Source organism: Aeribacillus sp. FSL K6-8394 (genome assembly GCF_038008865.1).
Taxonomy (GTDB): Bacteria; Bacillota; Bacilli; order Bacillales; family Aeribacillaceae; genus Aeribacillus; species Aeribacillus composti.
The window spans coordinates 895,142-922,034 of record NZ_JBBPAA010000001.1 but is presented as its reverse complement, the minus strand read 5'-3'; the positions used below and the strand labels follow the sequence as shown (position 1 = coordinate 922,034).

The following is a 26,893-nucleotide window of genomic DNA, read 5'->3' as shown; positions in this document are numbered from 1 at the left end:
TTTTTTCGTTAGGGATGTATTGGAATTTTCATCTATCAATAGTCTTATCATTTGATTATTTTCATATTATTCTAAAAATAAAACGATTAGGAGAGATTATGGATGAATACTTATTTTATTGCCGGTCACGCCAAACTTCCGACAGGGATGGCGGCCAGAAGTGTTTATGAAACTTTAACGATTACAGCAGAGGTTGATAAAATATATGGTGTGATTGTGGATGCTTCCTGTACGCTTGCTACTGAACACGGCAGAGAATATATTTCCAGGCTCTTGAAAGGTCATAGTTTGCGCAACGGCATTGAAAAGCCGTTGGAAGAGTTAAAGAATGGTTATTTAGGAAAGGCCAATAATGCCCTAATTGCCGCATTAAAAGATCTGTATAAACAGTATGAAGCTATCAATCAATAAGCAATAAGGGGATCGGATGCAAAATGGAATCCGATCCTGCTGTCGATTGGTACCTAACTATCCGTTACTGTCTCTTTATCACATTCAAAGGGCCAGGCTGGCAGCATGTTATTTAATGGCTTATCTTCCCGATACCCAAGCACATATTCTGCCTGCATAATGGTGTGGATTTCTCTTGTTCCTTCGTAAATAACAGGAGCTTTGGAGTTTCTTAGGAAGCGCTCAACAGGATATTCATTGGAATAACCGTAGGCTCCGTGAATTTGAACCGCATCATCTGCGGCCTTATTGGCAAAATTACAGGCCTGCCATTTGGCTAGAGATGTTTCTCTCGTATTGCGCAATCCTTTGTTTTTGAGCTCTCCAGCACGGTACACCAATAAACGGCTCATTTGCAATCCCGCTTCCATGTTGGCAATCATTTGCTGGACAAGCTGGTGTTTACCAATTTCTTTGCCAAATGTTTTACGCTCGTGACAATATTTAACACTTTCTTCCAAACATGCCATAATCAGGCCTACTGCCCCTGCAGCAACAGTAAAACGTCCATTATCCAGGGCAGACATCGCAATTTTGAATCCTTCTCCTTCTTGGCCAAGTAAATTTTCTTTTGGTACATGGACCTGATCAAAGAACAATTCTCCTGTATTTCCGGATCGGATTCCGAGCTTTCCTTTAATGGACTTGGATGAAAACCCAGGCATGGTGCGCTCGACGATAAAGGCGGAAATTCCATGATGTTTTTTCGATTTATCTGTATAAGCAAACACGATAAAATGATCGGCGACATCGCATAAAGAAATCCATGTTTTGGACCCGTTTAAAATGTAGTGGTCACCGTCTTTAACAGCCGTTGTTCCAAGTGATGCCACGTCAGATCCAGCTCCCGGTTCTGTTAAGCCAAAGGCGCCGATTTTTTCACCTTTTGCTTGTGGAACGAGATATTTTTGCTTTTGTTCTTCGGTCCCCCACTGTAACAACGTCATACTGTTTAATCCGGTATGAACGGATACCGCCGTGCGGAAAGCTGTGTCGCCTCTTTCCAGTTCTTCACAAACGATGGCCAGTGAATTATAATCCATTCCGCTGCCGCCGTATTTTTCAGGGATGCAGACACCTAGCAAGCCTAATTCTTTTAAGCGCTTCCAAATGATCGGATCGAAATATCCCCGTTCATCCCACTCTCGCATATTCGGGATAATTTCCTTATCAACAAAATTTCTGACCATCTTTCTCAACATCCGTTGTTCTTCTGTGAATTCAAAATTCATCTGAAAAACTCCTCCCGCGATTAAATAATGTTATTCTCTTTAAAATAGGTAATCTCCTCAAATGAAAATCCAGCTTCCTGCAGGATTTCCCATGTATGCTCCCCGGCCATCGGCGGATGACGTTCTATCTTTGTATTCGTTCTTGATAGTTTAATAGGCGAACCAACGAGTTTTACCATTCCTGCTTCCGGGTGTTCGACTTGGACAACCATATCACGGGCCAAAACTTGTGGATGGTTAAATACTTGATCTATAGTATGGATGGGACCGCATGGAATATTTTTTTCTGAAAACAGTTTTATCCACTCATTGACCGTTTTGAGCTGGAGCTGGTCTTCTAAAATCCTCGTCAGCTCCAGCTTATTTTCCATTCTTGCCACATTCGTACAGAAGCGAGCATCCATTGCCATTTCGCCCAGCCCCATTACTTCACATAGTGTGGCAAACTGCCGGTTATTCCCGACTGCGATAATTATGTCCCCATCTAACGCTTTGAATTTCGAATAAGGGACTATATTCGGATGGTCATTCCCGAGTCTACGCGGTACCTTCCCGGAAATTAGATAATTGCTGGCGACATTGGCAAGCGAGCTGACCGCTGTATCCATCAGTGATAGATCAATTTTTTGCCCCTTGCCCGATCTTCCCCTTTCCAACAAAGCCGCTTCAATGGAAATGACCGAATATAATCCTGTTAAAATATCCACCATGGCAACACCGATTTTCATTGGACCGCTCTCTTCGCTTCCGGTTATACTCATCAGGCCGCTCATCCCTTGAATAATAAAGTCATAACCCGGCAGATACCGGTACGGGCCCGTTTCCCCGAATCCCGTGATGGAACAATAGACGAGCCGTGAATTTATTTTTTGTAAGGAATCGTAGTCGAGATGCCATTTTTCCATCGATCCAGTTTTAAAATTATGAATGAGCACGTCCGCTTCTTTTGCCAGAATTCGAATGATTTCCCTTCCCTCTTCCGATTTCAGATTCACGGTAATGCTTCGCTTATTGCGATTTGCACATAAATAGTAAGCACTGACACCGTTTTGAAACGGCGGTCCCCAGAACCTCGTTTCGTCGCTGCCGCCCGGGGCTTCTACCTTAATGACATCTGCTCCGAGGTCTGCCAAAATCATCGTACAATATGGGCCGGCAAGCACCCTAGTCAAATCTAATACCTTTACACCCTCTAGTGCGCCTCCGATGTTCATCGCCTCCTATTGAAAAAGGTTTCTTAAAAACAAAAAAGCCAGCCCAAACACACTTTAGTGATATGGACTGGCTTTACGAACCATTTGAACCAGCCGGCTAAGGCTGGAAATGGAATCTTATCAGTCAACTGTTAAATTAAGATAAGAAGAGATATCTTCATTACCTTCACCTGTAAAAGGTTGATAGGATGAAGTTCACACTTATTTTAAAAGAATCTTCTGAATATTTCAAGAGGATTTTACCAAAAATATATAAACATTTCGCGCCTGTTTTGCTTATCGTTCATTACCTGTTATTTTTTGCTTAACCCCTAGATGCAATGATGTCAACCGTTCCGTTCCCAATATGTGAAGGCAGGAAAAAATGTTGTTCCCAATCATTGTTTTGAACATGTCCATGCACAAGTTGACTGAAATGATCAAAATAATCGTGAATATCCCTAATCAATAAATGTGAAGTCAACATAATCCCCTTCCACAATCCATTAATGATAATGATTATCATTTTTATTATATTTAATTTCTTTATCCATTCCAATATATAAAGAAAATTTTGATAAATTGCTGTTTTCCTTTTTACCTAACAAATTCCATCACTTCCTGTTCCATTGAAATGTTTATCATTTTTTTAAAGCAACGATTAATCTATACCCACAATTTTGCTGCGGCGTTCAAGGAATACAACATCACGCCATACGCCATTTAACTTTCCTAAACGTTGTCGTATACCAACTTCACGAAATCCAACACTTTGATGCAAACGTAAGCTTGGTATGTTTTCAGGGAAAATCCCTGCATTTAATGTCCAAAATCCTTTTGCTTCCGATTCTTTGATCATGGCTTGCAGAAGTTGTTTTCCAACACCATTTCCTCGGCTCACATCTCGAACATATACACTCACCTCTCCCACTCCTGCATATACGCAGCGATCTGATACTTTACTGATCTTACACCAGCCTTGAATACCTTTTTCATCTTCAGCAACCAGACACAAGTTTTCAGCAATTGTCGATTCCCATTTTTCGAATTGTGGCACTGTCGTTTCAAACGTTGCTTGTCCTGTCGCAATTCCTTGCTCGTAAATTTCCTTCACTTGCAGCCAATCCTCTTTGTAAAAGCTGCGAATGTTCATATTTAATCTCTCCTTATTTTTTATATAGAAAAGGCAAAAGGCACTAGGAATCGCCCTACTGCCTTTTCTATGTCACAATAACAACACTTACGATTAAATGTAGATGGGCAACATCCATAACGGTTTTGTATGCAATATCTTCACTTTTTTCATGAGATCGGAATCATCATGGAAAACAAGTTGCTCATTTTGTCTTACCTAACAGTTTCTAATCTGTTACACCACGTTTTTTAAGGTTTCATTGCTTTTATGACCGCAGAAGCAATGTAATCTTCGATGTTCGCTCCAGGCACCCAGTCTTTGATAAACTCCTTCGATTCATCTTTCGGTTCAATGGTGATCTGTATGAATCCACTCTGTTGCAACAATGATTCCAGTTCTCTAATTGATGCTGCTCCTGATACGCAGCTCGAATACAAGACATCCATATTGTTTTTGATTTCCGATGGAAGCTCTGCTGTCGCTACAACGTCGGAAATGACAAGGCGACCACCTGGTTTCAGCACACGATAGGCTTCCTTGAACACTTGGGGCTTATCTGGAGAAAGATTAATGACACAATTGGAAATAATAACATCAACCGTACGATCTGCAACCGGTAAATGTTCAATCTCTCCTAATCGAAATTCAGTGTTGGTATAACCATTCTTGACAGCATTATTCCGAGCTTTGCTGATCATTTCTGGCGTCATATCTACACCAATGACGCGGCCGGTTTCTCCAACCTGTTGTGCTGCCAGAAAGCAATCAAATCCAGCACCGCTACCAAGATCCAACACTACTTCTCCAGGTTTCAATTCCGTAATTGCCAGCGGGTTGCCGCAGCCAAGTCCAAGATTGGCTCCTTCTGGTACGGAAGATAATTCCTCATCCGAATAACCTAGTTTTGCCGATACCTCCTTAGGTGTACCACGACCTCCGGAACTGACTGAACAACACCCCCCAGAATTCACCTCCTGCAGCGCAATTTTCTTATAGCGGTTTCGGACATTTTGCCGGATTTGATCGTTATTCATGTGATTCATAAGTGATCACTCCTTAAATAAGATAGAATAAAAATCCTAATGACCCTGCCATCGTCATGACAGAACCTACAAACGCAAAGACTAGTTTCTTTTTAATGATACTGTGCAATATTGATATCCCGGTAAGCTTGCAGCTTCTCAGTTAATCATCAATGCAATGTCATGCTCATTGTAATCAACATTGGCGAGATAGGAATCACAAAAAGACGGACATCCAAGGATTTTCGATGATTGCAGCAATACACCCCCATTTAGATTGAAATTCATTCTGTCGGTACAGCGCCATGAATAGCGGCTCCAACGCCTGAACCCAAAAGCAAATAGTAAAAGGTGTCCTGTAAATCTTCTCTCATGTTTCCTTTTTAATCTTTATCTCTCCTTTCGTCATTACTTTGCATAGCTTGACTTTCAACCCGTATTTTTCAAGCCTGAATATATCTATCTAAAAAGTGAATAACAATCAAAATACTAAAAATAAAAGAGTTCATTCCAACGAAACAGAAAGAAATTTTCGAATAATCTTATCTCTTTTATTTTATTTGCAAAATGCAAATATAAGTTTAACGAATTGGCAAGCCAAGATAGCTTGCCTTAAAATAATGGTTTGCAACATACGCTCGATTTTGCCATGCACTCATTCAACAATTTAATCGAACGAATTACTGTTTCTTTCTCGAATTCCGTCATGTGTGAAAATACCTCTTCTAAATATTGTCTGATTTCTCGATCGATAGTTGTTGCTATAAATTTTCCCTCGTTGGTTAGAGATAACGTGTATACTCTTCGATCTTCAGGGAGCGGCGTTTTTTTTACTAAACCCATTTTGACCAAATTTTGAATCTGTCTGCTGAACGTCGTAATATCCATTCCCAATACTTCGGCCACTTGTTGCATAGAAGGGTATTCTCTTTTATCAATTTCATATAGAATATGGCTTTGAACGAGAGAAATATCAACACCATCAATAGAACAGCAATTTTTATTCAGCAATCCAAAACGACGTGTCATCACTTGAAAAAGCTCTCTAACGTTTTCCATTTTTTCACCTCTATATTTATTTATACTATATTATTTGCAATTTGCAAATAATCATTTTTAATAATAAACTGAGGCTCCATCAGATCGTTGAATGGAGCCGAAAAAAACTGTTAAGACATTAGTTATGAAACTAGCTGAATTTTGCACTACAGAGTTAAAAATAGACTATTCACACAAATCTTTTGTCCGCTTTAAACCACTCATATATTGTTATTGGAACCATGAAAAAGTTTCCAGTCTTTCAGTACCTAGACCTGTGCCGCTTATTTATTCGCTGTTAAAACAGTTGTTAGCTCGTCAATTGCTTGCCGAATATCATCCTGCGTATTGTAAAAATGAGGAGCGATTCGGATGACGTCGTTTCTAGCAGAAACAATGATATTTCTCTCTTTCAAGATCGATTCTATTTGCCCAGCATTTTTTACATAAAAAGCAGTTATGCCGCCTCTTTTGTGAGCCGATAAAGGAGTAACAGTGTGTAATCCTTTTTCTTGTCCATAATCTAATGCGAATTGAGCTAATAGGTTTAAATAAGAAGATATATTCTCCACTCCTATTTCAAGAAGTAAACGAATAGCGGCAGCTGCTGCATAAGCGCTTATAAAAGAAGGCGTTCCAGTCTCAAAACGACGTGTTCCAGCTGCTGGTATAATTTGATGAACATTGAATTTCGAATGATCCTCCTGACCAAACCATCCTGTGACGCGCGGCTTCCATTTTTCTGCCAATTCAGCTTTTATGTATAGGAAGGATATTCCCGGAATACCTAACAAGTATTTCCTTGTTCCTGCTGCCAATATGTCGATATCCATTTTCTTTACATCAATAGGCACCTGTCCAGCAGATTGATATGCATCAACAAAAAGAAGTGAACCTTTACGATGAACAATGTCTGCAATCGCTTTGAGATCTTGTTTAAAACCGTTGTAATAACAGACATGGGAAATGGATGTGACAAGTGTGTCAGACGTTACATAACGTTCATAATATTCTAAAGGAATGACTCCTTGTTGAGAAGGAATAAATCTGACCTTTGCTCCAAATTTCTCCTGAGCGAGCCATACATGACCGGCGGTTGGAAAGTCCATATCTGTCGTCACAATGATATTTTTCCCTTTTTCAAAAGAAAGTGAAGAGGCGATAGTAGAAAAAATGTCAGAGACCGAGCATAATACAGCAATTTCATTAGGTTCAGCACCGATTAATTTTGCAAAACGGTATTTTGCCTGTTCAACTACTTTTATTGCTTGATTCCAATTAACCCCCGCCGTTAGCAAACTATTCATATACGCTTCAATCGATTCGGAAACAGTTTTTGAAATGGCTCCTTGCGAACAGCTCGCCAGATGGATTTTCGATGCTAAAACAGGAAATAAAGGACGATAATGAGCATACGGGTGTTTCAATCCTATCTCCTCCTTTTAACTCCGCAAAAAAAATTTTCTCCTAGTTATTGGTCTCCCGATTATTATAGTAATCAGCAACTGGATTTTTTCTTTTAGTTTATTATCCTGTTTTATAGACTTACAAGAGTTTATTGGAGTAATGAAACCTCTACTGCAAACTCCTGTTTTTATTTTGCCAGTGTGAATCCAATATAAATCGCTGCTCCCCACATGACGAGCGCGGAAATTTTGTTGAAAGCACTCATCAAGTGTCCAGATTGATCTAGATCCCCTATTTTCCGTCCTGCCAAAGCCAGCCCCGCAAACCAGATCCAGGAAACTAGAATACAGGCAAGTGCAAAAGCTGCTTTTTCCCCTCCATTGTATTGAAGTGAACTCGTTCCGATCACGCCAATCGTATCCATGATCGCATGTGGATTGAGCAGCGAGACCGATGCTGAAAACACAACTTGTTTGAATGGTGTAAAAGTTTCCTTGGCTGTTTTTTCGTTATTCTCTTTATCAGTAGAAGAGGTACTTTTCCAAGTGCTCCACCCCATATATAACAAAAATAAAATCCCTAAGCACAGCATAATCTTTTTGATCAAAAAAGAACCCAAGACCATAATAGATACTCCGAAAACAGCAAGGATGATTAAAAGTGTATCACATAGTGATGCAGTTAAAACGGCTGGGAGCGCATGAATGAAGTGTTTCTGAAGAGCTCCTTGATGAAAAATAAAAACGTTTTGGACGCCAAGAGGAAGAATAAGTCCAAATGCAAGAATAAGTCCGTGAATAAAGGCTTCCGCCATTCCAATCCCTCCTATTGTATTGCATATGAATACAATTTTACTCGGAAATCGATTATTGTCTCCAACCAATTGGATGGATTCAATACCAACCAAGTTGTATAATCGACTCATATGATTGTAAAGGGAGAGTATTTTTTTCATGAATGAATTAGATTGGAAGCCAGACAAATCGACTCCAGTTCCCCTTTATATCCAGATCAAAGAATATATTAAAGAAAAGATTGAAACAGGAGAATGGACTTTAGGGACAAAAATCCCTCCTCAACGCACATTGGCCAAAGCATTCGGAGTGAACCGCAGTACGATCGTGGCGGCTATGGAAGAATTGATTGCTGATGGATTGCTGAAAGGAAAAAGAGGGAGCGGTACCAAGATTATTAACAATTCATGGTCTTTGATGACCTCTACCCCTCCCCCAGACTGGAATTCCTATGTGCAAGCGGGGAGTTATTATCCTAATTTGCCTACGATACAGGAAATCAATAAAGCAGAGTTTGATTCAAATATCATCCGGCTAGGAACAGGAGAGCTTTCTCCAGATTTATTTCCACGTGAGATGATGAAACAAGTATTTGAAAAGCTGACGGGGCACATTGATTCACTTGGCTACGAGGAACCGAAAGGGCTGCTTTTTCTCAGGGAACAGCTCAGTAGATATTTGAAAACCATCGGGATTGAAGCTTCCCCTTCTTCCATTTTGATTGTGTCAGGAGCTCTGCAGGCATTGCAATTGATATCAATAGGTCTATTGCGGCGAGGTGCTACGATCTTTCTGGAAAAACCATCGTACCTGTATTCCCTGCATGTATTTCAATCTGCCGATATGCGATTATTTGGACTTCCTTTAGATGAGCATGGAATTCAAGCAAATAAGATTTCGGAACAAAAAAAGCGGCAAAATGCTTCATTGCTTTATACAATTCCGTCCTTTCATAATCCAACAGGAATTTTGATGTCCGAAGAAAGACGGAGAAAACTGATCGATGTATGCGAAAAGGAGCGGCTGCCGATTATTGAGGATGACGTATACCGAGAACTCTGGCTCGATTTACCGCCTCCCCCACCATTGAAAGCCATCGATAAAAATGGACTTGTTTTATATCTTGGGAGCATGTCGAAAACATTGAGTCCCGGTCTGAGAATCGGCTGGATAGTCGGACCGAAGCCTGTTATTGAGCGATTGGCGGATATTAAAATGCAAACCGATTACGGATCCAGTTCCTTGTCTCAATGGGCAGTTGCGGAATGGCTAGCAAGCGGGCTCTATCATCAACATTTGGAAGAGGTCAGAAAAGAATTGAAGGTTCGAAGAGAGATCATGATTGATTTATTACAGAGGTATTTTTCCGATATTGCGACCTGGACTGTTCCTAGAGGTGGTTTTTATATATGGCTACGCATATTGCCTTCAATCTCCATACGGGAACTTTTTGAAAAATCATTAGAGCATGGAATTCTATTAAATCCAGGAAATGTCTATGATAAGCATGCAGCCCAGTACCTTCGCCTTTCTTATTCCTACGCTTCTTTAGCTGACCTGGAGAAAGGAATGTTCCGTCTTTCGAAAGTCATCCGACAACTAATCACCTAACTCTTTAACGTGCGTTCCATAGCGGTAGTTGAATCCATCGCATACATCAACATCTCGTATAAAACAGCAAATATCGAAACTTGAATAGGTCCCACATTCAGGTGATTGTGAATCGACGCTTGCATCGGAAGCTTTCTCGATTTTATTCTTTCAAGCCCCACTTAAACTACACATAACCAAAATAAAATAATGTTAGAAATCGGGCGGTGTTTCAAAAATGTAATAATTGAAGCCTCAAATCGTACTATAAATCCCTTAAAACTTTTACCTAAATTAAATATCTATTTTTCTCCCTAAAATCTGCACCATTGCAGCAAATCTATTAATCTTAATGTTGATATTGTCTTGCAACAGCCAATGCTATATGACTTTTTCGTTAATTAATTAATTCTTCTCCAAAAAACACGAAGAGCCCAAGAAAGTTCTCCAGGCTCTTTTTGTTATTGATATAGAGGGACTGAAGGAAATTATTCACCAGTCTCAGCAAAACGTTTAATTCTTTCACCAATCGCATCGCGAACACGCATGAACACAGCCCATTTTTCTTCTTCTGTCCCCTCTGCCTTTGCCGGATCATCGAATCCCCAATGTACGCGTTTCACGTGCGGAGGTGTTACCGGGCAATGGTCTGCGGCGTGACCACATAATGTTACGACCAAATCAGCATTATTTAAAATTTCCGGATCAATCACATCGGATGTTTGATTAGAAATGTCAATTCCTGCTTCTTTCATGACTTTTACCGCGTTTGGATTTAATCCGTGAGCTTCGATACCGGCGCTGTACACTTCCCACTCGTCGCCAAGATATTTTTTTGCCCATCCTTCTGCCATTTGGCTACGGCAAGAGTTGCCAGTGCATAAGAAGTAAATGATCTTTTTGTTTTTCATGTTTATATCCATTCCTTTCGCTTCGCTCAAGGCACAAAACGTAATGAAACAATTGTGCCACCGGCGTTATTTTTATTATTCTAAAGTCATAGGGATAACAGTCAACTACAAATCACGCGGAGGTGAGTGGGCCACTCTGGTTGCAGGGTGACCGCATGTTTATATGTGTAGATTGCCTTTCCAAGCACAAATAAGTGTGACTTCGAGCACGCAGACTTATCTTTGTATAAACAACTACTCGTTTATTGCTGGGCAATCAGTCAATGCTGTCTATCCCTATAATTCTCTGAAAGGATCATTCCCTATGGCCTTAAAAATTGTATACCCTATCTGTTGTGGAATCGATGTCCACAAAACCTTTGTTGTTGCCTGTATTGCCTCAACAATCAAAGGAGTTACAACTTACAAACGCCATCGCTTTTCTACCTATACAAAAGGATTGAATGAGCTGTCACAATGGCTTTGTGAAAATAACTGTAAGGATGTCTGTATGGAATCTACCGGGAAATACTGGATTCCTGTGTTTAATGTACTTGAAGCTTCCTGCAACATCACTCTTGCACACCCTAAGTACGTCAAGGCGATCCGTGGCAAGAAAACAGATAAAAAAGACGCCAAATGGATTGCTGATTTATTTAAGCATGACCTTGTGGCTGGAAGCTTTATGCCACCACTTGAGATTAGACAGCTGCGTGACCTTATGCGCTATCGTTTTAAACTGACTAATTTTATGTCAAGTGAGAAGAACCGTCTTCAAAACAGTTTAACCGTGTCTAACATCCAGCTTGGAAATGTTGTTTCAGATACCTTCGGCAAAAGCTCTATGAACATCATTGAAAAGCTCCTTAAGAACCCTTTAGACACTTCTTTTGATATTGAACCTTTAATCCACGGCTCCATGAAGAGTAAACTGCCTGAATTGGAGTTAGCCATTGACGGATTTATTACACCGGAGCAGGCTGAAAAATTAAAGGTGATGAAACAGCACTATGAAGACCTTCAATCTCGTAAAGCTGACCTTGAAAAAATCATTCTTTCCCTTGCCGCGTCCTACACAGAGGAAATGAACTTGATCTTAACTGTTCCGTCCTTTAAGAACATCTTTTCCGCCATTGCCGTGGTTTCAGAAATAGGTGTCAATATGGACGTGTTTCCGACAGCTAAGCATTTATGTTCCTGGGCAGGACTTACACCCACAAATAACGAGAGTGCCGGCAAGAAAAAGTCAGTAAGAATTTCGAGAGCAGGCTGCTACATCAAGCCTCTTTTGGTACAGTGTGCCACCGCTGTAGTCAAAAGTGAAAAACATCCCGAAATTCGAAACCGCTATTTGAAACTCAAAAAGCGCAGGGGTCACAAACGAGCAATTATTGCCATTGCACGTATGCTTTTAACAGCTATCTACAACATTCTCAAAAAGAAAGAACCATATAATCCGAATTTATATAAAAAAGCTGATGTTCTTCCAGTAAACCGTGAAATCACGGTAGAACAAGCTCTTTTATTAGCTAAATCCCAAGGGTTTCGTATAATTACTGTTGCAACCTAACCTTTATATCCAAATATTTCCATCAAGGTCATCGATCGATGGCTTATTTTACTATGCCCTCTATTTCAGTGGTCGCCCGTAAGAGATATTTCAGACTTTGCACCTCTGTTGTTAGTATGATACTGATTCGGTTTTAAAGTATTTTCGTTGAAACCATAATGCTACGTTGACCAATGCAATCATGACAGGCACTTCCACCAGTGGTCCAATAACAGCTGCAAATGCTGCACCAGAATGGATCCCAAACACGCCAACAGCTACGGCAATCGCTAACTCAAAGTTATTACTGCCGGCTGTAAAGGCGAGTGTGGTGGTGACAGGGTAACTCGCTCCAAATTTCTTCCCCATGAAGAAGGAAACGAAAAACATCAATACAAAGTAAATGAACAATGGAATGGCGACTCTCACTACATCCAACGGCAAATTTACGATAGCGTCTCCTTTTAAAGAGAACATGACGATAATCGTAAACAATAAAGAAATCAATGTAATCGGGCTGATTTTTGGAATGAATACTTTTTCATACCATTGTCGGCCCTTTGCTTTTACCAACAAAAAGCGCGTCACCATTCCGCCAAGAAACGGAATTCCTAAGTAAATGAACACCGACTTGGCGACTTCCATCATTGTAATATGAACGACAGCACCTTCTAGTCCTAACCATTCTGGAATGATTGTCACAAACACATACGCATAAACAGAGTAAAATAACACTTGGAATACAGAGTTAAACGCCACCAATCCAGCTGCGTACTCTCTATCTCCATTCGCTAAATCATTCCAGACAATCACCATCGCAATACAACGTGCCAGACCGATTAGGATGAGTCCGACCATGTATTCCGGTTTATCCGGCAAGAATACGATCGCCAACAAAAACATAAGAATCGGTCCAATAATCCAGTTTTGTACGAGCGATAACACTAATACTTTCACATTTTTAAAGACGCGTCCCATCTCCTCGTAGCGAACTTTTGCTAACGGAGGATACATCATGAAAATTAAACCAATGGCAATTGGAATCGATGTCGTTCCTACCTGCAAACTGTTCATTACGTCGATAAAACCCGGAAAGACGAATCCTAAGCCAATTCCTGCTACCATAGCAAGGAAAATCCAAAGCGTTAAGTATCGATCCAAAAACGATAGCCGTTTTTTCCCCGTATTACTCATTTTTTCCTCCCCATTTAATTAGTAGATTAACAACCGCAACGGAGCGTAGGGTTGGTTTCCTCAATCTTACGAATATTCTCTGTTTGATCTGGAATGTGCTGCAGAATTTCTTGAATGAAATCATATAACTCATTTTCTAGATTGAGGGAATAATAAATCCACTGTCCCCTCTTATCCTCTTTTACTAATCCTGCATCTTTTAACTTGCGAAGATGCTGACTAATCGCCGGCTGACTCATGTCAAACACTTCAAGAAGCTCACATACACAACACTCACGTTGTTTTAAAATTGCCATGATCGTTAAACGTGTTTTATCACCGAGTAGCTTTAAAACGTGTGAGGCTTTTTCTATTTCAACTACTGCTTTTTGCATTTGGAACACCCCCTATACATATAGTTATATAAATATTTACTTATATATCAATCTACTTTATGGTTCATCGCACACTAAAAAATGTCTTTTCATATCCACGACATGAATACTGTTGAGTATTATCATTTCCTTATCTTCAATAAACATATAACAATATACTTATATAAATCAACGGAAAATACGATTTTTAACATAATCTTTATAATTGACCCGAAAGTATGAAAGAAATTTTTAAAATCAGTGCAAATAACTTTACGCGAAACAGAAATTTTCGCTGTTTCGCCTGCATGAAAATCAAGTTACAGTCAAGTGATGCTCAACTTTACTAAAACTTCCGACCAGCTCCCCCAATATTTTCAGACCAGTATGGATATTCTTCTGTAGCTGCTGTTGTACGTCCTACTGTTTCTCCCAGTAATTTTGCTACAATGTATAAAGACATATCGATTCCAGCTGACACTCCAGCAGAAGTTAGAATATTGCCTTCATCCAAAAATCGGACATTTGAACTACTTCAATGTCCATATAATTAGATTTCATGTATTCAATCGCAAATGAATGTGTAGTTGCCTTTTTGCCGGATAATAGACCTGCTTCTGCCAACAATAGTGCACCTGAACATACCGATGCGACCTGCCGCCAGACTTGTAAAAATTTAAAATCCATTCAAGCAGCTGTTGATTTTTGAAACTGGATCTGATAGCAAATAATGTCCCGCCCTGGACAACTTAGTTTACACGGCTTGAATTGCAAAAATCTGCACTTTCATATCGATTGTCCTCGACCATCTTTTGTTCCGTACGTACATATGCTTCAACATGCTTTCGATCTCGCAGAACTATTTTGATGATTTGATTTACTGATATCACCTCTTGACTACATTTTATACATTATACTGGTAATGGATATAAATACAATTGATTATGAGGAAAAATAAAACGTTAAAATTCCCCAATTTTTTCATAGTTTAATAACGACATTTGAGTAAAAGGATTAACAGTTTTACTTTTTTCTTCTTTGGTGTTGCAATTTGCAACATGATTTCCTTTCTTGCAAAGGGTAATAAACATTTCATGAGTTAATAATCAAGCAGTCTTTGTAATGAATGTATTGATTGGTTTCTCTAGTATTTCCAAGAGCCAAAATAATTTTGCAAACATATTTCCGAACGAGTGGAACATTATTAAAATTGAATTGGGGTCTTTTGTTACGTTCTTCCGTATTCTTTACATAGATTGACTAATATGTCTCATAAATATCAACGCTTATTGTATACTATCATTATTCATTTATTGTAATCGTAGTTTTAGATGCACAATAAAAGAAGGAGTAGTTTCATGGGTGATATTAAATTATTTCGTATAAATGGAGAACATGTAAGTGAATTGGAAGGCACATCTCTGACAATTGAAAAATCGCTGCAAACCCTTATTGAGCGTAATCTTGAAACATTTTTAGGTGTACGGTTTTTAGCATCAGAATATTCTACTGGCAAGACACATGGCGGCAGAATCGATACATTAGGTATTGATGAAAATAACTCTCCAGTTATTATCGAATATAAACGAGCTGTCAATGAAAATGTCATTAACCAAGGATTATATTATCTGGACTGGCTGTTGGATCATAAAGCAGAATTCACTCTTATGGTAATGCGCAAATACGGCAATAACTTGGCTGACGCAATTGATTGGACGAATCCGCGCTTATTATGTATTGCGGGTGGATTCACAAAATATGACGAACATGCTGTTCAACAAATTAATCGGAACATTGAGTTGTACCAGTATAAGTTTTATAAAGATGGATTTCTTTTGCTCGATTTAGTAAATGCAACAACTGCACAACCATTACTGGAAGTTGAAAACCATATTAACTCATCGAAGCCCGGATATAAGACAGTCTCCGAATATCTGGAACAATCCAGTACAGAATTAAAAGACCGGTTTGAAGCAATAAAAGCATATATTATGGCACTAGGCGATGATGTACAAATGGCTGTATTAAAATACTACATAGCCTTTAAGCGCATTAAAAATTTTGTCTGCTTAGAAGTGCATCCTCAGACAGAAAAAATCGTCTTATTTTTAAAAGTGAATCCAGATGAAATTGAACTCGAGCCAGGATTTAGCCGTGATGTACGAAATATCGGTCATATCGGAACAGGGGATTTAGAAGTCAGTATTTATAATGATGAAGATTTTGAAAAGGCAAAGCGACTTATTCATATGAGCTATGATAGAAGTTAGAAATCGCCGGTAATTATTATACTTGGCGATTTTTAATAATTAAATATTTTTAACCAATCTGTAAAGAAGGCAGGATTTATTTTATCTCATTATTTTCATGATACAATTCCAATAAAAAGTGTTTATTAAGAAGAGACAGGAATTGTTAAAACATATAGGTGGAGCAGATTTTTGAAGGAATTTGCGAACGAAAGCAGTGATGATGCTCTACATATATTTGACAAAAAGCCAGTGTTAGAATATGAATAGCTGGAGGGAATCTTGTGAATCAAACTTTAAAGAAACAACCTGTTGCGTTTGTTACAGGAGCTTCAAGCGGCTTTGGATTGCTAACAAGTGTAGCGCTTGCCCGCGAAGGCTACCGCGTGCTGGCTTCAATGAGAGATTTGGATAAGAGAGGACGACTGGAAGCGGCAGCCAAAGAAGCAGGTGTAACAGACCGGATTGAGATTATCCAACTAGATGTAACCGATTTTTCAGCAACGGAAACTGTAATTCAGAATGTGATTGAAGATTACGGCCAAATTGATCTGTTGGTAAACAACGCGGGGTATGCAGCGGGAGGGTTTACGGAGGAGCTTGCTGTTGAAGAATGTGCTCGCGCGAATATATTAAAATCGTTAGTAATAAGTTTACGGAGGAGCTTGCTGTTGAAGAATGGCAGAGGCAATTTGAAACGAATTTTTTCGGTTTGGTAGCAGTAACAAAAGCTGTTTTGCCGTCGATGAGGGCACGCAGAAGCGGCAAGGTTGTGAATATAAGCAGTATTAGCGGACGAATCGGATTCCCTTCTATGGGACCTTATGTGGCATCAAAGTTTGCGGTGGAAGGATTCAGCGAGTCTTTACGTTTAGAGATGCTGCCGTACGGTGTTCATGTCGTTTTAATTGAACCGGGATCCTATAAAACGGAAATCTGGTCAAAAGGGCTGGATGCGGTATCGGTCAATCCGGATTCTCCTTATGTTAAAGAGATGGAGAAAATTTTGAAATATGTCAACCATGTTGCTGACACGGCACCCTCTCCGCATGAAGTGATCCAACAGATTGTACACGTGGCAAAGTCTCCTTATCCGAAATTGCGGTATCCGGTTGGCAAAGGTGTGAAATTAGGAATTGTCTTGAAAAATATATTGCCGTGGAAGTGGTGGGAGCGGATGGTGATGAAGCGGCTGTGGGACAGATAGAATCCGGATACTAGGATTTTCTTCCAAAAAATCTAGAAGTACGTTTTCCACTCTATTTTTGTTTTTAAGGTATTTAAATTATCTAGAAATTTACAATTGATATTTCTTGTTTAAAATGAAGTATTGCTTGCGGCAATGCTAACCTTTTGGTTAACTATCTTGTGAGTGCCAATATCGTTTCAAATATTCCAGCATGGTTTTACTGGTCGCTTATCTTTCTAGGTCTTGTCATAAAAAATTTTGCTATACAAAAAATATGTTCCTGGTCAGCTCATTGCTGCTGTTACTCATTTATTCGTTGTGGTTCCATCAATCTTTTCCATTGGAATTTTTGTGGTGCTTTTATCTGTAATTGTATTCATATTGCAATTATGAATATAAAAAAGCAAAACTACGGATTCGCAAGTTGAGTTGAACGGAATTTACACAATAATCATTTCAGATTTTATAATTCATAAAAAAAATTCGCCCTAATGACTAATGTCACCATATGACATTTAAATGAAACAAGGCGATTTTTCCACACTATCGCTACTAATGAAATATAATAGCTGATAGTTGTCTTAAAAATATTTGTCGCATTAAAAAAAATGATGGTAATTCAACTTTAACGGAGATTTAGACGATGACGACTAATCCAATTCAAGGTCCTAATTGCCAATCTTTTGTCCATCTGTATTGTACAAATAAACATAATAAATGCTCTGAGGCAATTTCCAAGGATCAAAACTCTCGTAAGTTGAACTACCTTTCGTAATAAGCTTTTTTTTAAGAATCTACTAATGGCGGGCATGAAGGGCTCAAATATTCTTTCGTCATATCGCTTATTTCAAAATCTTAAATCCGAATTTTTCAAAAATTTGAAACGAATCTTCTGTCTGTAGGTACTGATAGAAATCGTGAGCCTCTTTTTTATGCTTTGTGTCCTTAATGATGCCAACTGGATAAATAATAGGATCATGCATATTTGCGTCTGCGATGTCGACAATTTTTATCTTATCAGATATTTGAGCATCAGTTTTGAATACAATTCCTGCGTCCACTGTATTTGCTTCTACATATGATAATACTTGGCGCACATCCTTTGTGTATACGACTTTCTCTTTTACTTTTGGCCAAAGATTTAGCTTGGTCAAAGTTTGCTGCCCGTATTGACCTGCTGGAGTAGTTTCAGGATTTCCTAATGCAAATTGCTTAATACCGCTGTCTGCCAAAGACTGAAATCCTTTTACTGTGTCTGCTTTATCTTTCGGAACGATTAAAACGATTTCATTTCCTAGCAAGTTTTTACTCTCTTCTTTGTTAATCAATCCTTTGTCTACGAGTGGACGAAACTTATTTTCAGCAGCCGAGAAAAATAGGTCTACCGGCGCTCCTTGTTCGATTTGCTGTTGCAATGCACCAGAACTTCCAAAGTTAAATGTAATTTTTATATTTTCATGTTCTTTTTCATACTTTTTCTGAATTTCCGTTAAGGCATCTTGTAAGCTTGCGGCTGCTGAGATGGTTAATTGTACTGTCTGTTTATCCTCTGTCTTCTTTGATTCCTGTTTTTCTCCCTCGTTTGTACAACCAAAAATAAAAAAGATTGAAGCACACAAAAACATGATCATGATCATGCGAATAGAATGCTTCATGCTTTCTCTCCCCCTTCTACTTTTAATCTAATATAAAACTTATTATAATTTCTTATAACTATTTTGTATATTATATAATTAATTTATATAAAATATAATTATATAGAATAGTAAAGTGTCTCCGTTCACGGATAGAAAAAACACATTTGTTCAGTGCAATGAAAAAAACCATAAGGTGCTTTTTTAATCGGCCTTGCCAATAACGCCTTTTCAATAAATGCTTTTATCAGCTTTTACTTTATCTACGTTTTCGATTCTTTTTTCAAACCATCCAATCTTAGATGTTTCTATTGCATCAAACATCGGAACGTAAGGCTTTATATCGAGTAGAGGTGTTTCGTTCAATACATCGACATCTAAGACATGGATATGATTCCCCTCAATACTTTTCAATCGAACGACTGAAAAGCCGATTGGGTTCGGTCTTTTCGGGAATCTTGTTGCAAAAATACCATGGGGTTGATCATCTAAGAAAGGAACTACCTGCAATGAATATTCATGAATCTTATGAAAATAATAAATAAGAATAAGATGTGAAAAGCCGTCCAGATCTTTCATCCCTTCTACATACAATGGGTTAAGCTCTATTGTTCCTTCTACATTTTTCGCCGCCGCCGATTGAATCGGCATTCCTTCCAAGGTGTTAAAAGGGGTTAGAATTTTTCCTATCGCTTTAAAATGAATGTTCATCTTTACAACATCCTATTTTCTTTTATTTATAATTAATTATATTTAATTATAAATAAATATAATAGAAAAAGATATACTTATGTTTCTCTTTTTGGTTTTTCATTTCCAGTGCTCACGAATCAAGAAAACCAGATATTCCAGTGCCAAAAAGTGATAAAACAAAGCCAGAGGTTTTTAAGAGAACCCCTGGCTTTTAGCTGGATCCATTTCAGCTTTCATAAACGACTTGTCCGGTTTGTGACAAATCATAGCCTCCTAGTGCTTTTAAATCGTTTTGAAAGTGAACCGATCTTAAAATTTGCAGGACTTGACTAATTAACTCTCTATTCTCATCGTTCTTTAAAATAACCAAATCGTACTTTTCATTAACTAACGGAATGAAATCGACATCTTTAACTAGGTTAGCCCCTCTTTCAATCCCTACCCCGACATCTGCATCCCCTTTAGCGACAGCACTTGCGACACTTACGTGATTGGTTACCTCATTGTCATAGCCGTTAATTTCAGAAACAGGTATGCGATACTTTCTCAAACATTCATCTAGTAAAACACGAGCACCCGCACCTTTTTCCCGGTTCACAATTTTTATATTTTTTCTTCTTAAATCTTCCCAATGCTTAATATTCAACGGGTTTCCCTTTTTGACGTAAAAGCCTGCCTTCCTTGTTAGTAAATGAATCACGATATACTGAAAATTCACTAGTATCTTATTGATATACGGAACATTATATTCACCTGAAATTCCTTCGATTAAGTGTGTACTGACAATGTCTGAATATCCTTGATACATTGAAATTAGGCTTTCTAAGCTTCCAACATAAGAACGAAGTGGCCGAAACCTTTTCGAGGATTTTTCTAAGTAGTTCGCCAAAATATCTAAGCTCATATCCTGGCCGCTTATAATTAATTGTCTAGGCTGCAAATACCCTTGAGTTTCAATCGATGTTTCTTTTTTTGATGACTGTACGGAGCTTGGCTGCAGTTCTTCTTTTGACTTTTTTATATACTCTTCTAGATCGGAAGGATCAATTCGCATTTGTCGTCCGACACGATAAGCAGGTAATAACCCTTTTTTCACTAAATCATATACGGTTAATTTTGAAACCTTTAATATGTTTGCCACTTCCTCGGTTGTATAAGAAAGATTTTTTTCCATACCTACTTGCTCCTTCATAAAAAAATTCGTTATAAGTAATTAAATGTAATTTGATATATTATATTGATAACTTCTGTATCAATGATTTATATTTAAATATAAATAAAATTAATTATTTTCTTAACAAGAAGATGGCTATGTAGTTTATATCTAATCTTGATTATATCATGTTTTGTTTCGCTCTTTTTCAATGGAAATGACTCAACTTCTTGTTTTACCATTTCCTTTACTCCAAAGTTCAAAATAATTATAACCATTTATAACGAAAAATGATGAAACTTTATGAAAAGGTGAACGACAAATATGAATTACTCGCCACTTATACTCTCTTTAAAAACGGCAACAATCGCCACGTTTATCGTATTTGTTACTGGGGTTGTGTTGGCACGATTGATTAGTCGTAACTCCTTTCGAGGGAAAAGTATTATAGAAGCGATTATTTTGCTGCCACTCGTGCTTCCGCCTACAGTTGTAGGCTTTGGTTTATTATATATATTTGGTAAAAACGGTTTTATTGGTCGATTACTGCTTGATTGGTTTGATTTCCAAATTGTTTTCACCTGGTATGCTGTTGTGATCGCAGCAGTCGTCGTGTCTTTTCCTTTAATGTATCAAAGTGCATCTGCAGCGTTTCGGCAGTATGACCCAAATATTGAAAATGCTGCATATACAATGGGGGCATCGAAATGGAGAGTGTTTTGGACGATATCTTTTCCACTGGCATGGCCAGGACTGTTAGCTGGCTTAGTTTTATCCTTTGCACGAGCGTTAGGAGAGTTTGGTGCCACTCTCATGCTCGCCGGCTATATTCCGAATGTAACCGACACTATTCCTCTAGCCATTTATTTTGCGGTGGAGTCAGGTAATTTGGAAGCGGCAAAATTTTGGGTGATCATTATCGTTGCCCTCGGCTTTAGCGCTATTTTATGGCTAAATTGGTGGAGCAAAAGGAATATGATGAGACATGTACAAAAATAGTAAGTTCAAATTGTCGCTTACTTAAAGGAGTTTTTTCTTATGCTTATCGTTGAAATCCAAAAAAGACTATCCCATTTTGAATTAGATGTAAAATTTTCAGTGGCCAATGAGATTGTTGTCCTTTTTGGCCCCTCCGGCTCCGGAAAAACGACAATCTTAAATTGTATTGCTGGGATAAGCAAACCTGCTGCTGGCATCATCCGATTAAACGACACCATTTTATTTGAAAATAAGAAAGTATTTGTTCCTATTCAAAAAAGAAACATCGGCTATGTATTTCAAGATTATGCGCTTTTTCCCCATATGACTGTTTGGAAAAACATTGCTTATGGCATGCAAAATGAAAGCTTTGTCAAAAATTTAATGAAAGAGCTGCGAATTGAACACCTTAGAGATAAATACCCGTCTGAAATTTCAGGCGGCGAAAAACAACGGGTCGCCATTGCACGAGCCATTGCAACCGAGCCGGCTGCCTTGCTTTTAGATGAACCTTTTTCTGCATTAGATAATCAAACACGTGTAAAAGGTCATGAAGAGCTATTACGTATCCATAAGCTTTGGCGCATTCCCATTATATTAGTCACCCATCATCTTGAGGAAGCAAAAAAATTGGGGAATCGAATTTTATATTTACACGAAGGAAAAATTTGTGACAGTGAAATGAATGTGAATCTTATTCAGAGTTAATTGACAGCCTTACTCTTTAAGCTAACATCAATTATAGCAAATTATGAGGAAAAAGGGGGTTTATAGCATTCCCCTTTTTCAGATTTTGTGTTTACTTCCTTAAAAACAGTAAATTAAATTTATTTTTATATTGTTCATTTAGCACATTGTTCTATTTTTACTGGATACGTCTCTCGCTTGAAACAGCATAATTCTTTGGTCGTGAAATTTATAAAATTTTCCCTTATGATGCTTTTTGATAAAATCTATTAATTTTTAATGCAAAAGGATCAATGACGGACAGTTGAACAAAGAATTCTGGGGACAAATTACAGCGCTCGTCTCATTCATTTGTCGCCGGCAGTGGTTGCATTGGACTCGGCTTATGATGCATTAGAATTAAGCTCAGACGTTTCCGGAAAAGACTGGCTTTCAGGTTGAGAGCTTGGCACAGGGGGAAAAATTATTCTGCAGCGCCCTCGACCCATTGGATATCGTCACTGGCGTTAGTTCGCTTTCTAAATTCAGCAGCGCGGACCGGTTACGCCCTCTTCGAAAAGCAATAGATCCAAAGCTATATAAGCTGGATTGAACCAAAAATCACAACATGCCTGCGACATGGTTGTCCGTATAGAAGAAAGGCGTATCTTCCCTCATCAAATGCGACAAGACAAAGCAAGTGATCAACAATTTAACGGAGGTATGAAAGCGAAATGCCTATGGATATAAGAATTTTACCCGTTTTCGTTCAAAAATACTATGAATCCACAAGTATAAAAGAATTGAGGGACATATAGGCTAGCGCTACCTTTTCTTTTAGAAAGGGAGGTACCCCCTTTCCAGAAGAAAAGGCCACCAAGCGAAGCGCGGCAGCCTGAACCCCAATATTTGACAAAGAGCCTTTTTTATTACACCGGATATACTCCATGCTTTCTTTCCGAAAAGACGATATATTTCGACATATAGGCATCAAAGCGACGAATCAATTCTTCGCGAAGCTGGTTTGGAGCGATAATTCCATCTATCACCATCTCTGAGGCTAAACGATAAATATCAATATCGCGGCGATACTCCTCCCGTTTTTGTTCAATAAAGGCTGCCTGTTCTTCTTTAGGAAGCTCAGCAATTTTATTGGCATAGACTGCATTAACCGCTGCTTCTGGTCCCATCACGGCAATTTGTGCATTAGGAAACGCTAAGCAGCAATCCGGTTCAAAGGCCGGGCCAGCCATCGCATAAAGACCTGCCCCATACGCTTTTCGCACGATAATAGAAATTTTCGGAACCGTTGCTTCTGACATCGCTGAAATCATTTTCGCTCCATGGCGGATAATTCCTGCCCTTTCCACTTTTGTGCCGATCATAAATCCTGGAATATCGGCTAAAAATAAAAGCGGAATATGGAAGGCATCACATAAAGTAATAAATTTGGCTGCTTTATCAGCCGAATCATGGAATAGGACACCGCCTTTGATGCGCGGCTGGTTAGCGAGTATACCGATTGGCTGTCCATTCAAGCGAGCAAGTCCTGTAATCAATTCAGGTGCAAACAGCTTTTTGATTTCGCAAAAAGAGCCTTCATCAATAAAACGCTCGATCAAGTCATACATATTAAACGGCGCATTTTGATTCAGGGGTAAAATGTCCTCAATCGTTTTTTCAAAGCTCTTCGCTGGCTTTGCTTCGACAATCGGCGGTTTTTCAGCGAAATTGGCTGGAAAATAAGATAAGTACTTGCGGGCAAACTGAATGGCTTCTTCTTCTGTTTTCACAAGTACATCTCCACATCCAGAGACACTGCAATGCATTCGCGCTCCACCCATCTCTTCAAGCGTCACTTTTTCGCCAATCACCATCTCCGCCATTCGCGGCGATCCTAAATACATCGAAGCGTTTCCTTCGACCATAATGACGATATCGCAAAAAGCTGGAATATAAGCACCGCCGGCCGCCGATGGTCCAAATAATAAGCATATTTGCGGCACTTTTCCAGAAAGCTTTACTTGATTGTAAAAAATGCGCCCTGCCCCGCGGCGACCAGGAAACATTTCGACTTGATCCGTAATCCGCGCTCCAGCCGAGTCTACTAAATAAAGCATCGGGCACCGAAGCTTTTCTGCGGTTTCTTGGATACGAATGATTTTTTCTACGGTTCGTGATCCCCACGATCCCGCCTTTACCGTTGAATCATTGGCCATTACACATACGGTTTGCCCGTTGATTTTTCCGATCCCTGTTACCACGCCATCAGCTGGCAGACCGTCAGCAAGACAATTGGCAAATAAAGCATCCTCAAATTGCATTCCCTCATCAAATAACAGCTTTAGACGATCTCGTACGAATAGCTTGCCTTTCTCCGCATTTTTTTGATGGTACTTTAATGCGCCGCCTTGTTCAATTTTTTCGACTTGTTCCGCCAATTTCTCGGTCAATGTTTTTGCTTGCTCGTTGATCACTTGCACTTCCTCCTTTACTCTCCTTTATAAACAGGCTTCCGCTTTTCTTTAAAGGCTTGCAGCCCTTCTAAACGATCCTTCGTTGGAATTGTCATCTCATAAGCCATCTGCTCCAGCTTCAAACCTGTATATAAATCGACTTCCAGACCTCGATTAATGGCTATTTTAGCTTGGGCAACAGCAATCGGCGCATTTTGAATTATTTGTCCGGCAAGTTCGTTTGCCTTTTCCATTAACTGCTCATACGGCACAACATATTCTACTATTCCGATGCTGGCTGCTTCCGCTGCCGTTAGCCGTTTAGCCGTAAAAATGAGCTCCTTTGCTTTGCCTTTTCCGATTAAACGCGGGAGACGCTGAGTTCCGCCAGCACCTGGAATAATCCCAAGCGCCGTTTCGGTTAATCCAAGCTGAGCATGATCAGAGGCAATACGGATATCGCAAGCTAACGCCAATTCGAGGCCTCCGCCAAATGCAACGCCATTAATCGCGCAAATAGTTGGTGCTGGAAGCTGTTCAAATTCATTGATCGTCTCGCGAATCAGCGCAACGGTTTTTCTCACTTCTGTTTCAGTCATACTGGCACGTTCTTTTAAGTCAGCACCAGCACAAAATGCTTTTTTTCCACTTCCTGTTACGATCACACAACGGATCGAGCGATCAAACCTTAATTGCCCAAGCTTTTGCTTCAGCTCCATTAACAGCGCTGTAGACAAAGCGTTGACTGCTTGCGGGCGATGCAAAGTTAGCACTGCCACTCCATTCGCCGCCTCATAGAGAATAGAAGATTCCATTTAATCACTCTCCTTTATTAGGACAAACAAGGATCAACGGTTTGCAAATAATGGCTATTGAGCGCTCGACCGATTTTATTTTGAATAAATAGCGCTGCCTCCGTTAACCGCCCAGCATCAATGCCTGTAGCAATATCCATGCCATTAAGCATATATAATAAATCATCAGTCGCTACGTTTCCGGAAGCTCCCGGTGCATACGGACAGCCGCCCAGTCCACCAAGCGAGCTGTCAAAAGTCGTAATCCCCATTTCTAATGAAAGCAGCACATTGGCTAAGGCTGTTCCCCTTGTATCGTGAAAATGCATGGATAGCTTTTCTTTCGGGAATCTCTTTAGAAGCGAGTTGAGCACAGCTTCCACTTGGCGAGGGGTAGCAACACCGATCGTATCACCTAAAGAAAGCTCATCCACTCCCATTTCAAACAACCGCTCTGATATAGCAGCTACCTGCTCAATGGAAACTTCCCCCTCATAAGGGCAACCAAAAACCGTTGAAAGATAGCCGCGAACGGTTTTCTTAGCACGCTTTGCCTCCTGAACAACAGCTGTTAAGACAGGAAAGGTATCAGAGATTGATTTATTAATATTTTTTTGATTATGCGTCTCGCTTGCAGACATAAATACAGAGATTTCATCAACTTGAGTCGTCAAAGCATTTTCAAGCCCTTTTTGATTCGGAACAAGCGCTGCGTAAGTAACACCAGGAGCTCGTTCAATTCCTGCTGCAACATCTAACGCATCGGCTAGCTGCGGAATCCATTTTGGATGAACAAATGATGTTATTTCAATGTACGTCAACCCTGTTTTGGAAAGCTGATTGATCCAAGCAATTTTATCTTCAGTCGCAATGGCTGTCTTTTCATTTTGCAGCCCATCACGAGGCCCTACCTCTTTAATCGTAACGTGTTTAGGCCAGTTGCCCACGCGCCTCACCTCTTATTCAAATTCAAGCAAAATGTCACCTTCATTGACAAAATCGCCTTCCTTCACATGAATTTCTTTAACGATTCCGCTTGCTTCTGCAGCAATAGGAATTTCCATTTTCATTGATTCTAAAATCACGACATCTTGCCCTTCCTCAATGTTTTCACCGACAGAAACAACAATTTTCCATACATTCCCTGCCATTATTGCAACAATTTCATTCATCTTTTTACTCCTCCATTTCCTGAGCTTGCAGATTGAAGGTCTTCCACTCTCTAATCAAGAAA

Annotated in this window: 26 protein-coding genes; 8 read left to right on the top strand and 18 right to left on the bottom strand. The window is 39.3% G+C overall.

What is annotated here, in order from left to right:
- Positions 1–102 precede the first annotated feature (102 nt).
- On the top strand, positions 103–411 hold the full coding sequence (locus NSR00_RS04200; RefSeq protein ID WP_340787212.1) for a DUF3870 domain-containing protein: 309 nt from the start codon (positions 103–105) through the stop codon (positions 409–411).
- 53 nt (positions 412–464) lie between these two features.
- Here the strand turns inward: NSR00_RS04200 and NSR00_RS04195 are convergent, their stop codons facing one another.
- The 7 genes from NSR00_RS04195 to NSR00_RS04165 form a co-directional block, all read right to left on the bottom strand.
- The gene (locus NSR00_RS04195; RefSeq protein ID WP_340787209.1) at positions 465–1,682 is read right to left on the bottom strand and encodes an acyl-CoA dehydrogenase family protein; all 1,218 of its coding nucleotides are present in this window, start codon (positions 1,680–1,682) and stop codon (positions 465–467) included.
- Positions 1,683–1,702: 20 nt separating this feature from the next.
- Positions 1,703–2,890: a CaiB/BaiF CoA transferase family protein gene (locus NSR00_RS04190; RefSeq protein WP_340789139.1), complete on the bottom strand. Its 1,188-nt coding sequence runs from the start codon at positions 2,888–2,890 to the stop codon at positions 1,703–1,705.
- 646 nt (positions 2,891–3,536) lie between these two features.
- Positions 3,537–4,028 carry a GNAT family N-acetyltransferase gene (locus tag NSR00_RS04185; protein WP_339211554.1) on the bottom strand — a complete coding sequence of 164 codons (492 nt, stop codon included), beginning with the start codon at positions 4,026–4,028 and terminating at the stop codon, positions 3,537–3,539.
- 230 nt (positions 4,029–4,258) lie between these two features.
- A complete protein-coding gene (locus NSR00_RS04180) occupies positions 4,259–5,053 on the bottom strand; it encodes an arsenite methyltransferase (protein WP_340787205.1) in 795 nt (264 codons plus the stop codon).
- Positions 5,054–5,644: 591 nt separating this feature from the next.
- On the bottom strand, positions 5,645–6,091 hold the full coding sequence (locus NSR00_RS04175) for a MarR family winged helix-turn-helix transcriptional regulator (RefSeq protein WP_339211551.1): 447 nt from the start codon (positions 6,089–6,091) through the stop codon (positions 5,645–5,647).
- Positions 6,092–6,354: 263 nt separating this feature from the next.
- On the bottom strand, positions 6,355–7,497 hold the full coding sequence (locus tag NSR00_RS04170) for an aminotransferase class V-fold PLP-dependent enzyme (protein WP_340787203.1): 1,143 nt from the start codon (positions 7,495–7,497) through the stop codon (positions 6,355–6,357).
- A gap of 167 nt (positions 7,498–7,664) precedes the next feature.
- Positions 7,665–8,291 (bottom strand): LysE/ArgO family amino acid transporter, encoded by a 627-nt coding sequence (locus NSR00_RS04165; protein ID WP_340787201.1) that lies wholly within the window; start codon positions 8,289–8,291, stop codon positions 7,665–7,667.
- A 139-nt stretch (positions 8,292–8,430) separates the two neighbouring features.
- Here NSR00_RS04165 and pdxR point away from each other — a divergent pair, with 139 nt between their 5' ends.
- On the top strand, positions 8,431–9,882 hold the full coding sequence (gene pdxR / locus NSR00_RS04160; protein WP_340787198.1) for a MocR-like pyridoxine biosynthesis transcription factor PdxR: 1,452 nt from the start codon (positions 8,431–8,433) through the stop codon (positions 9,880–9,882).
- A 467-nt stretch (positions 9,883–10,349) separates the two neighbouring features.
- Here pdxR and arsC read toward each other — a convergent pair whose 3' ends face one another.
- A complete protein-coding gene (arsC, locus tag NSR00_RS04155; protein WP_340787196.1) occupies positions 10,350–10,772 on the bottom strand; it encodes an arsenate reductase (thioredoxin) in 423 nt (140 codons plus the stop codon).
- Between the two features lie 304 nt (positions 10,773–11,076).
- On the opposite strand from arsC, the gene NSR00_RS04150 reads away from it, so the two are divergent.
- Positions 11,077–12,321 (top strand): IS110 family transposase, encoded by a 1,245-nt coding sequence (locus tag NSR00_RS04150; RefSeq protein WP_094244418.1) that lies wholly within the window; start codon positions 11,077–11,079, stop codon positions 12,319–12,321.
- Positions 12,322–12,432: 111 nt separating this feature from the next.
- Here NSR00_RS04150 and arsB read toward each other — a convergent pair whose 3' ends face one another.
- From arsB to NSR00_RS18030, 3 genes are all read right to left on the bottom strand, one after another.
- On the bottom strand, positions 12,433–13,494 hold the full coding sequence (arsB, locus tag NSR00_RS04145) for an ACR3 family arsenite efflux transporter (protein WP_340787193.1): 1,062 nt from the start codon (positions 13,492–13,494) through the stop codon (positions 12,433–12,435).
- Positions 13,495–13,520: 26 nt separating this feature from the next.
- Positions 13,521–13,868: an ArsR/SmtB family transcription factor gene (locus NSR00_RS04140; RefSeq protein ID WP_340787191.1), complete on the bottom strand. Its 348-nt coding sequence runs from the start codon at positions 13,866–13,868 to the stop codon at positions 13,521–13,523.
- 471 nt (positions 13,869–14,339) lie between these two features.
- Entirely contained in the window at positions 14,340–14,534 is a 195-nt protein-coding gene (locus tag NSR00_RS18030; protein ID WP_445659553.1) for a DJ-1/PfpI family protein, read from the bottom strand.
- 671 nt (positions 14,535–15,205) lie between these two features.
- Between NSR00_RS18030 and NSR00_RS04135 the strand changes: the two genes are divergently transcribed.
- From NSR00_RS04135 to NSR00_RS18020, 3 genes are all read left to right on the top strand, one after another.
- A complete protein-coding gene (locus tag NSR00_RS04135) occupies positions 15,206–16,117 on the top strand; it encodes a DUF5655 domain-containing protein (protein WP_063388324.1) in 912 nt (303 codons plus the stop codon).
- Positions 16,118–16,380: 263 nt separating this feature from the next.
- Positions 16,381–16,815, top strand: a complete 435-nt coding sequence (locus tag NSR00_RS18025; RefSeq protein WP_445659552.1) for an SDR family NAD(P)-dependent oxidoreductase — start codon at positions 16,381–16,383, stop codon at positions 16,813–16,815.
- Entirely contained in the window at positions 16,809–17,303 is a 495-nt protein-coding gene (locus NSR00_RS18020) for an SDR family NAD(P)-dependent oxidoreductase (protein ID WP_445659551.1), read from the top strand. The genes NSR00_RS18025 and NSR00_RS18020 overlap by 7 nt, the downstream gene beginning before the upstream one ends.
- A gap of 824 nt (positions 17,304–18,127) precedes the next feature.
- On the opposite strand, the gene modA is transcribed toward NSR00_RS18020, so the two are convergent.
- From modA to NSR00_RS04115, 3 genes are all read right to left on the bottom strand, one after another.
- A complete protein-coding gene (modA, locus tag NSR00_RS04125; RefSeq protein ID WP_445659550.1) occupies positions 18,128–18,940 on the bottom strand; it encodes a molybdate ABC transporter substrate-binding protein in 813 nt (270 codons plus the stop codon).
- Positions 18,941–19,150: 210 nt separating this feature from the next.
- On the bottom strand, positions 19,151–19,630 hold the full coding sequence (gene tsaA, locus NSR00_RS04120; protein WP_311067307.1) for a tRNA (N6-threonylcarbamoyladenosine(37)-N6)-methyltransferase TrmO: 480 nt from the start codon (positions 19,628–19,630) through the stop codon (positions 19,151–19,153).
- Positions 19,631–19,838: 208 nt separating this feature from the next.
- Positions 19,839–20,786, bottom strand: a complete 948-nt coding sequence (locus NSR00_RS04115; RefSeq protein ID WP_063389470.1) for a helix-turn-helix transcriptional regulator — start codon at positions 20,784–20,786, stop codon at positions 19,839–19,841.
- 303 nt (positions 20,787–21,089) lie between these two features.
- On the opposite strand from NSR00_RS04115, the gene modB reads away from it, so the two are divergent.
- Complete coding sequence (gene modB / locus NSR00_RS04110) at positions 21,090–21,764, top strand: molybdate ABC transporter permease subunit (protein ID WP_063389471.1); 675 nt, start codon at positions 21,090–21,092, stop codon at positions 21,762–21,764.
- A gap of 39 nt (positions 21,765–21,803) precedes the next feature.
- Positions 21,804–22,451 (top strand): ATP-binding cassette domain-containing protein, encoded by a 648-nt coding sequence (locus tag NSR00_RS04105; RefSeq protein WP_339230678.1) that lies wholly within the window; start codon positions 21,804–21,806, stop codon positions 22,449–22,451.
- Between the two features lie 887 nt (positions 22,452–23,338).
- Here NSR00_RS04105 and NSR00_RS04100 read toward each other — a convergent pair.
- From NSR00_RS04100 to NSR00_RS04085, 4 genes are read right to left on the bottom strand one after another with little or no spacing between them, the layout of a single operon-like run.
- Positions 23,339–24,886, bottom strand: a complete 1,548-nt coding sequence (locus NSR00_RS04100; RefSeq protein ID WP_063389473.1) for an acyl-CoA carboxylase subunit beta — start codon at positions 24,884–24,886, stop codon at positions 23,339–23,341.
- Positions 24,887–24,900: 14 nt separating this feature from the next.
- The gene (locus NSR00_RS04095) at positions 24,901–25,680 is read right to left on the bottom strand and encodes an enoyl-CoA hydratase (RefSeq protein ID WP_063389474.1); all 780 of its coding nucleotides are present in this window, start codon (positions 25,678–25,680) and stop codon (positions 24,901–24,903) included.
- A gap of 17 nt (positions 25,681–25,697) precedes the next feature.
- Complete coding sequence (locus tag NSR00_RS04090) at positions 25,698–26,606, bottom strand: hydroxymethylglutaryl-CoA lyase (protein ID WP_340787181.1); 909 nt, start codon at positions 26,604–26,606, stop codon at positions 25,698–25,700.
- 12 nt (positions 26,607–26,618) lie between these two features.
- Entirely contained in the window at positions 26,619–26,831 is a 213-nt protein-coding gene (locus NSR00_RS04085) for an acetyl-CoA carboxylase biotin carboxyl carrier protein subunit (RefSeq protein ID WP_340787180.1), read from the bottom strand.
- Between the last annotated feature and the right edge of the window lie 62 nt (positions 26,832–26,893).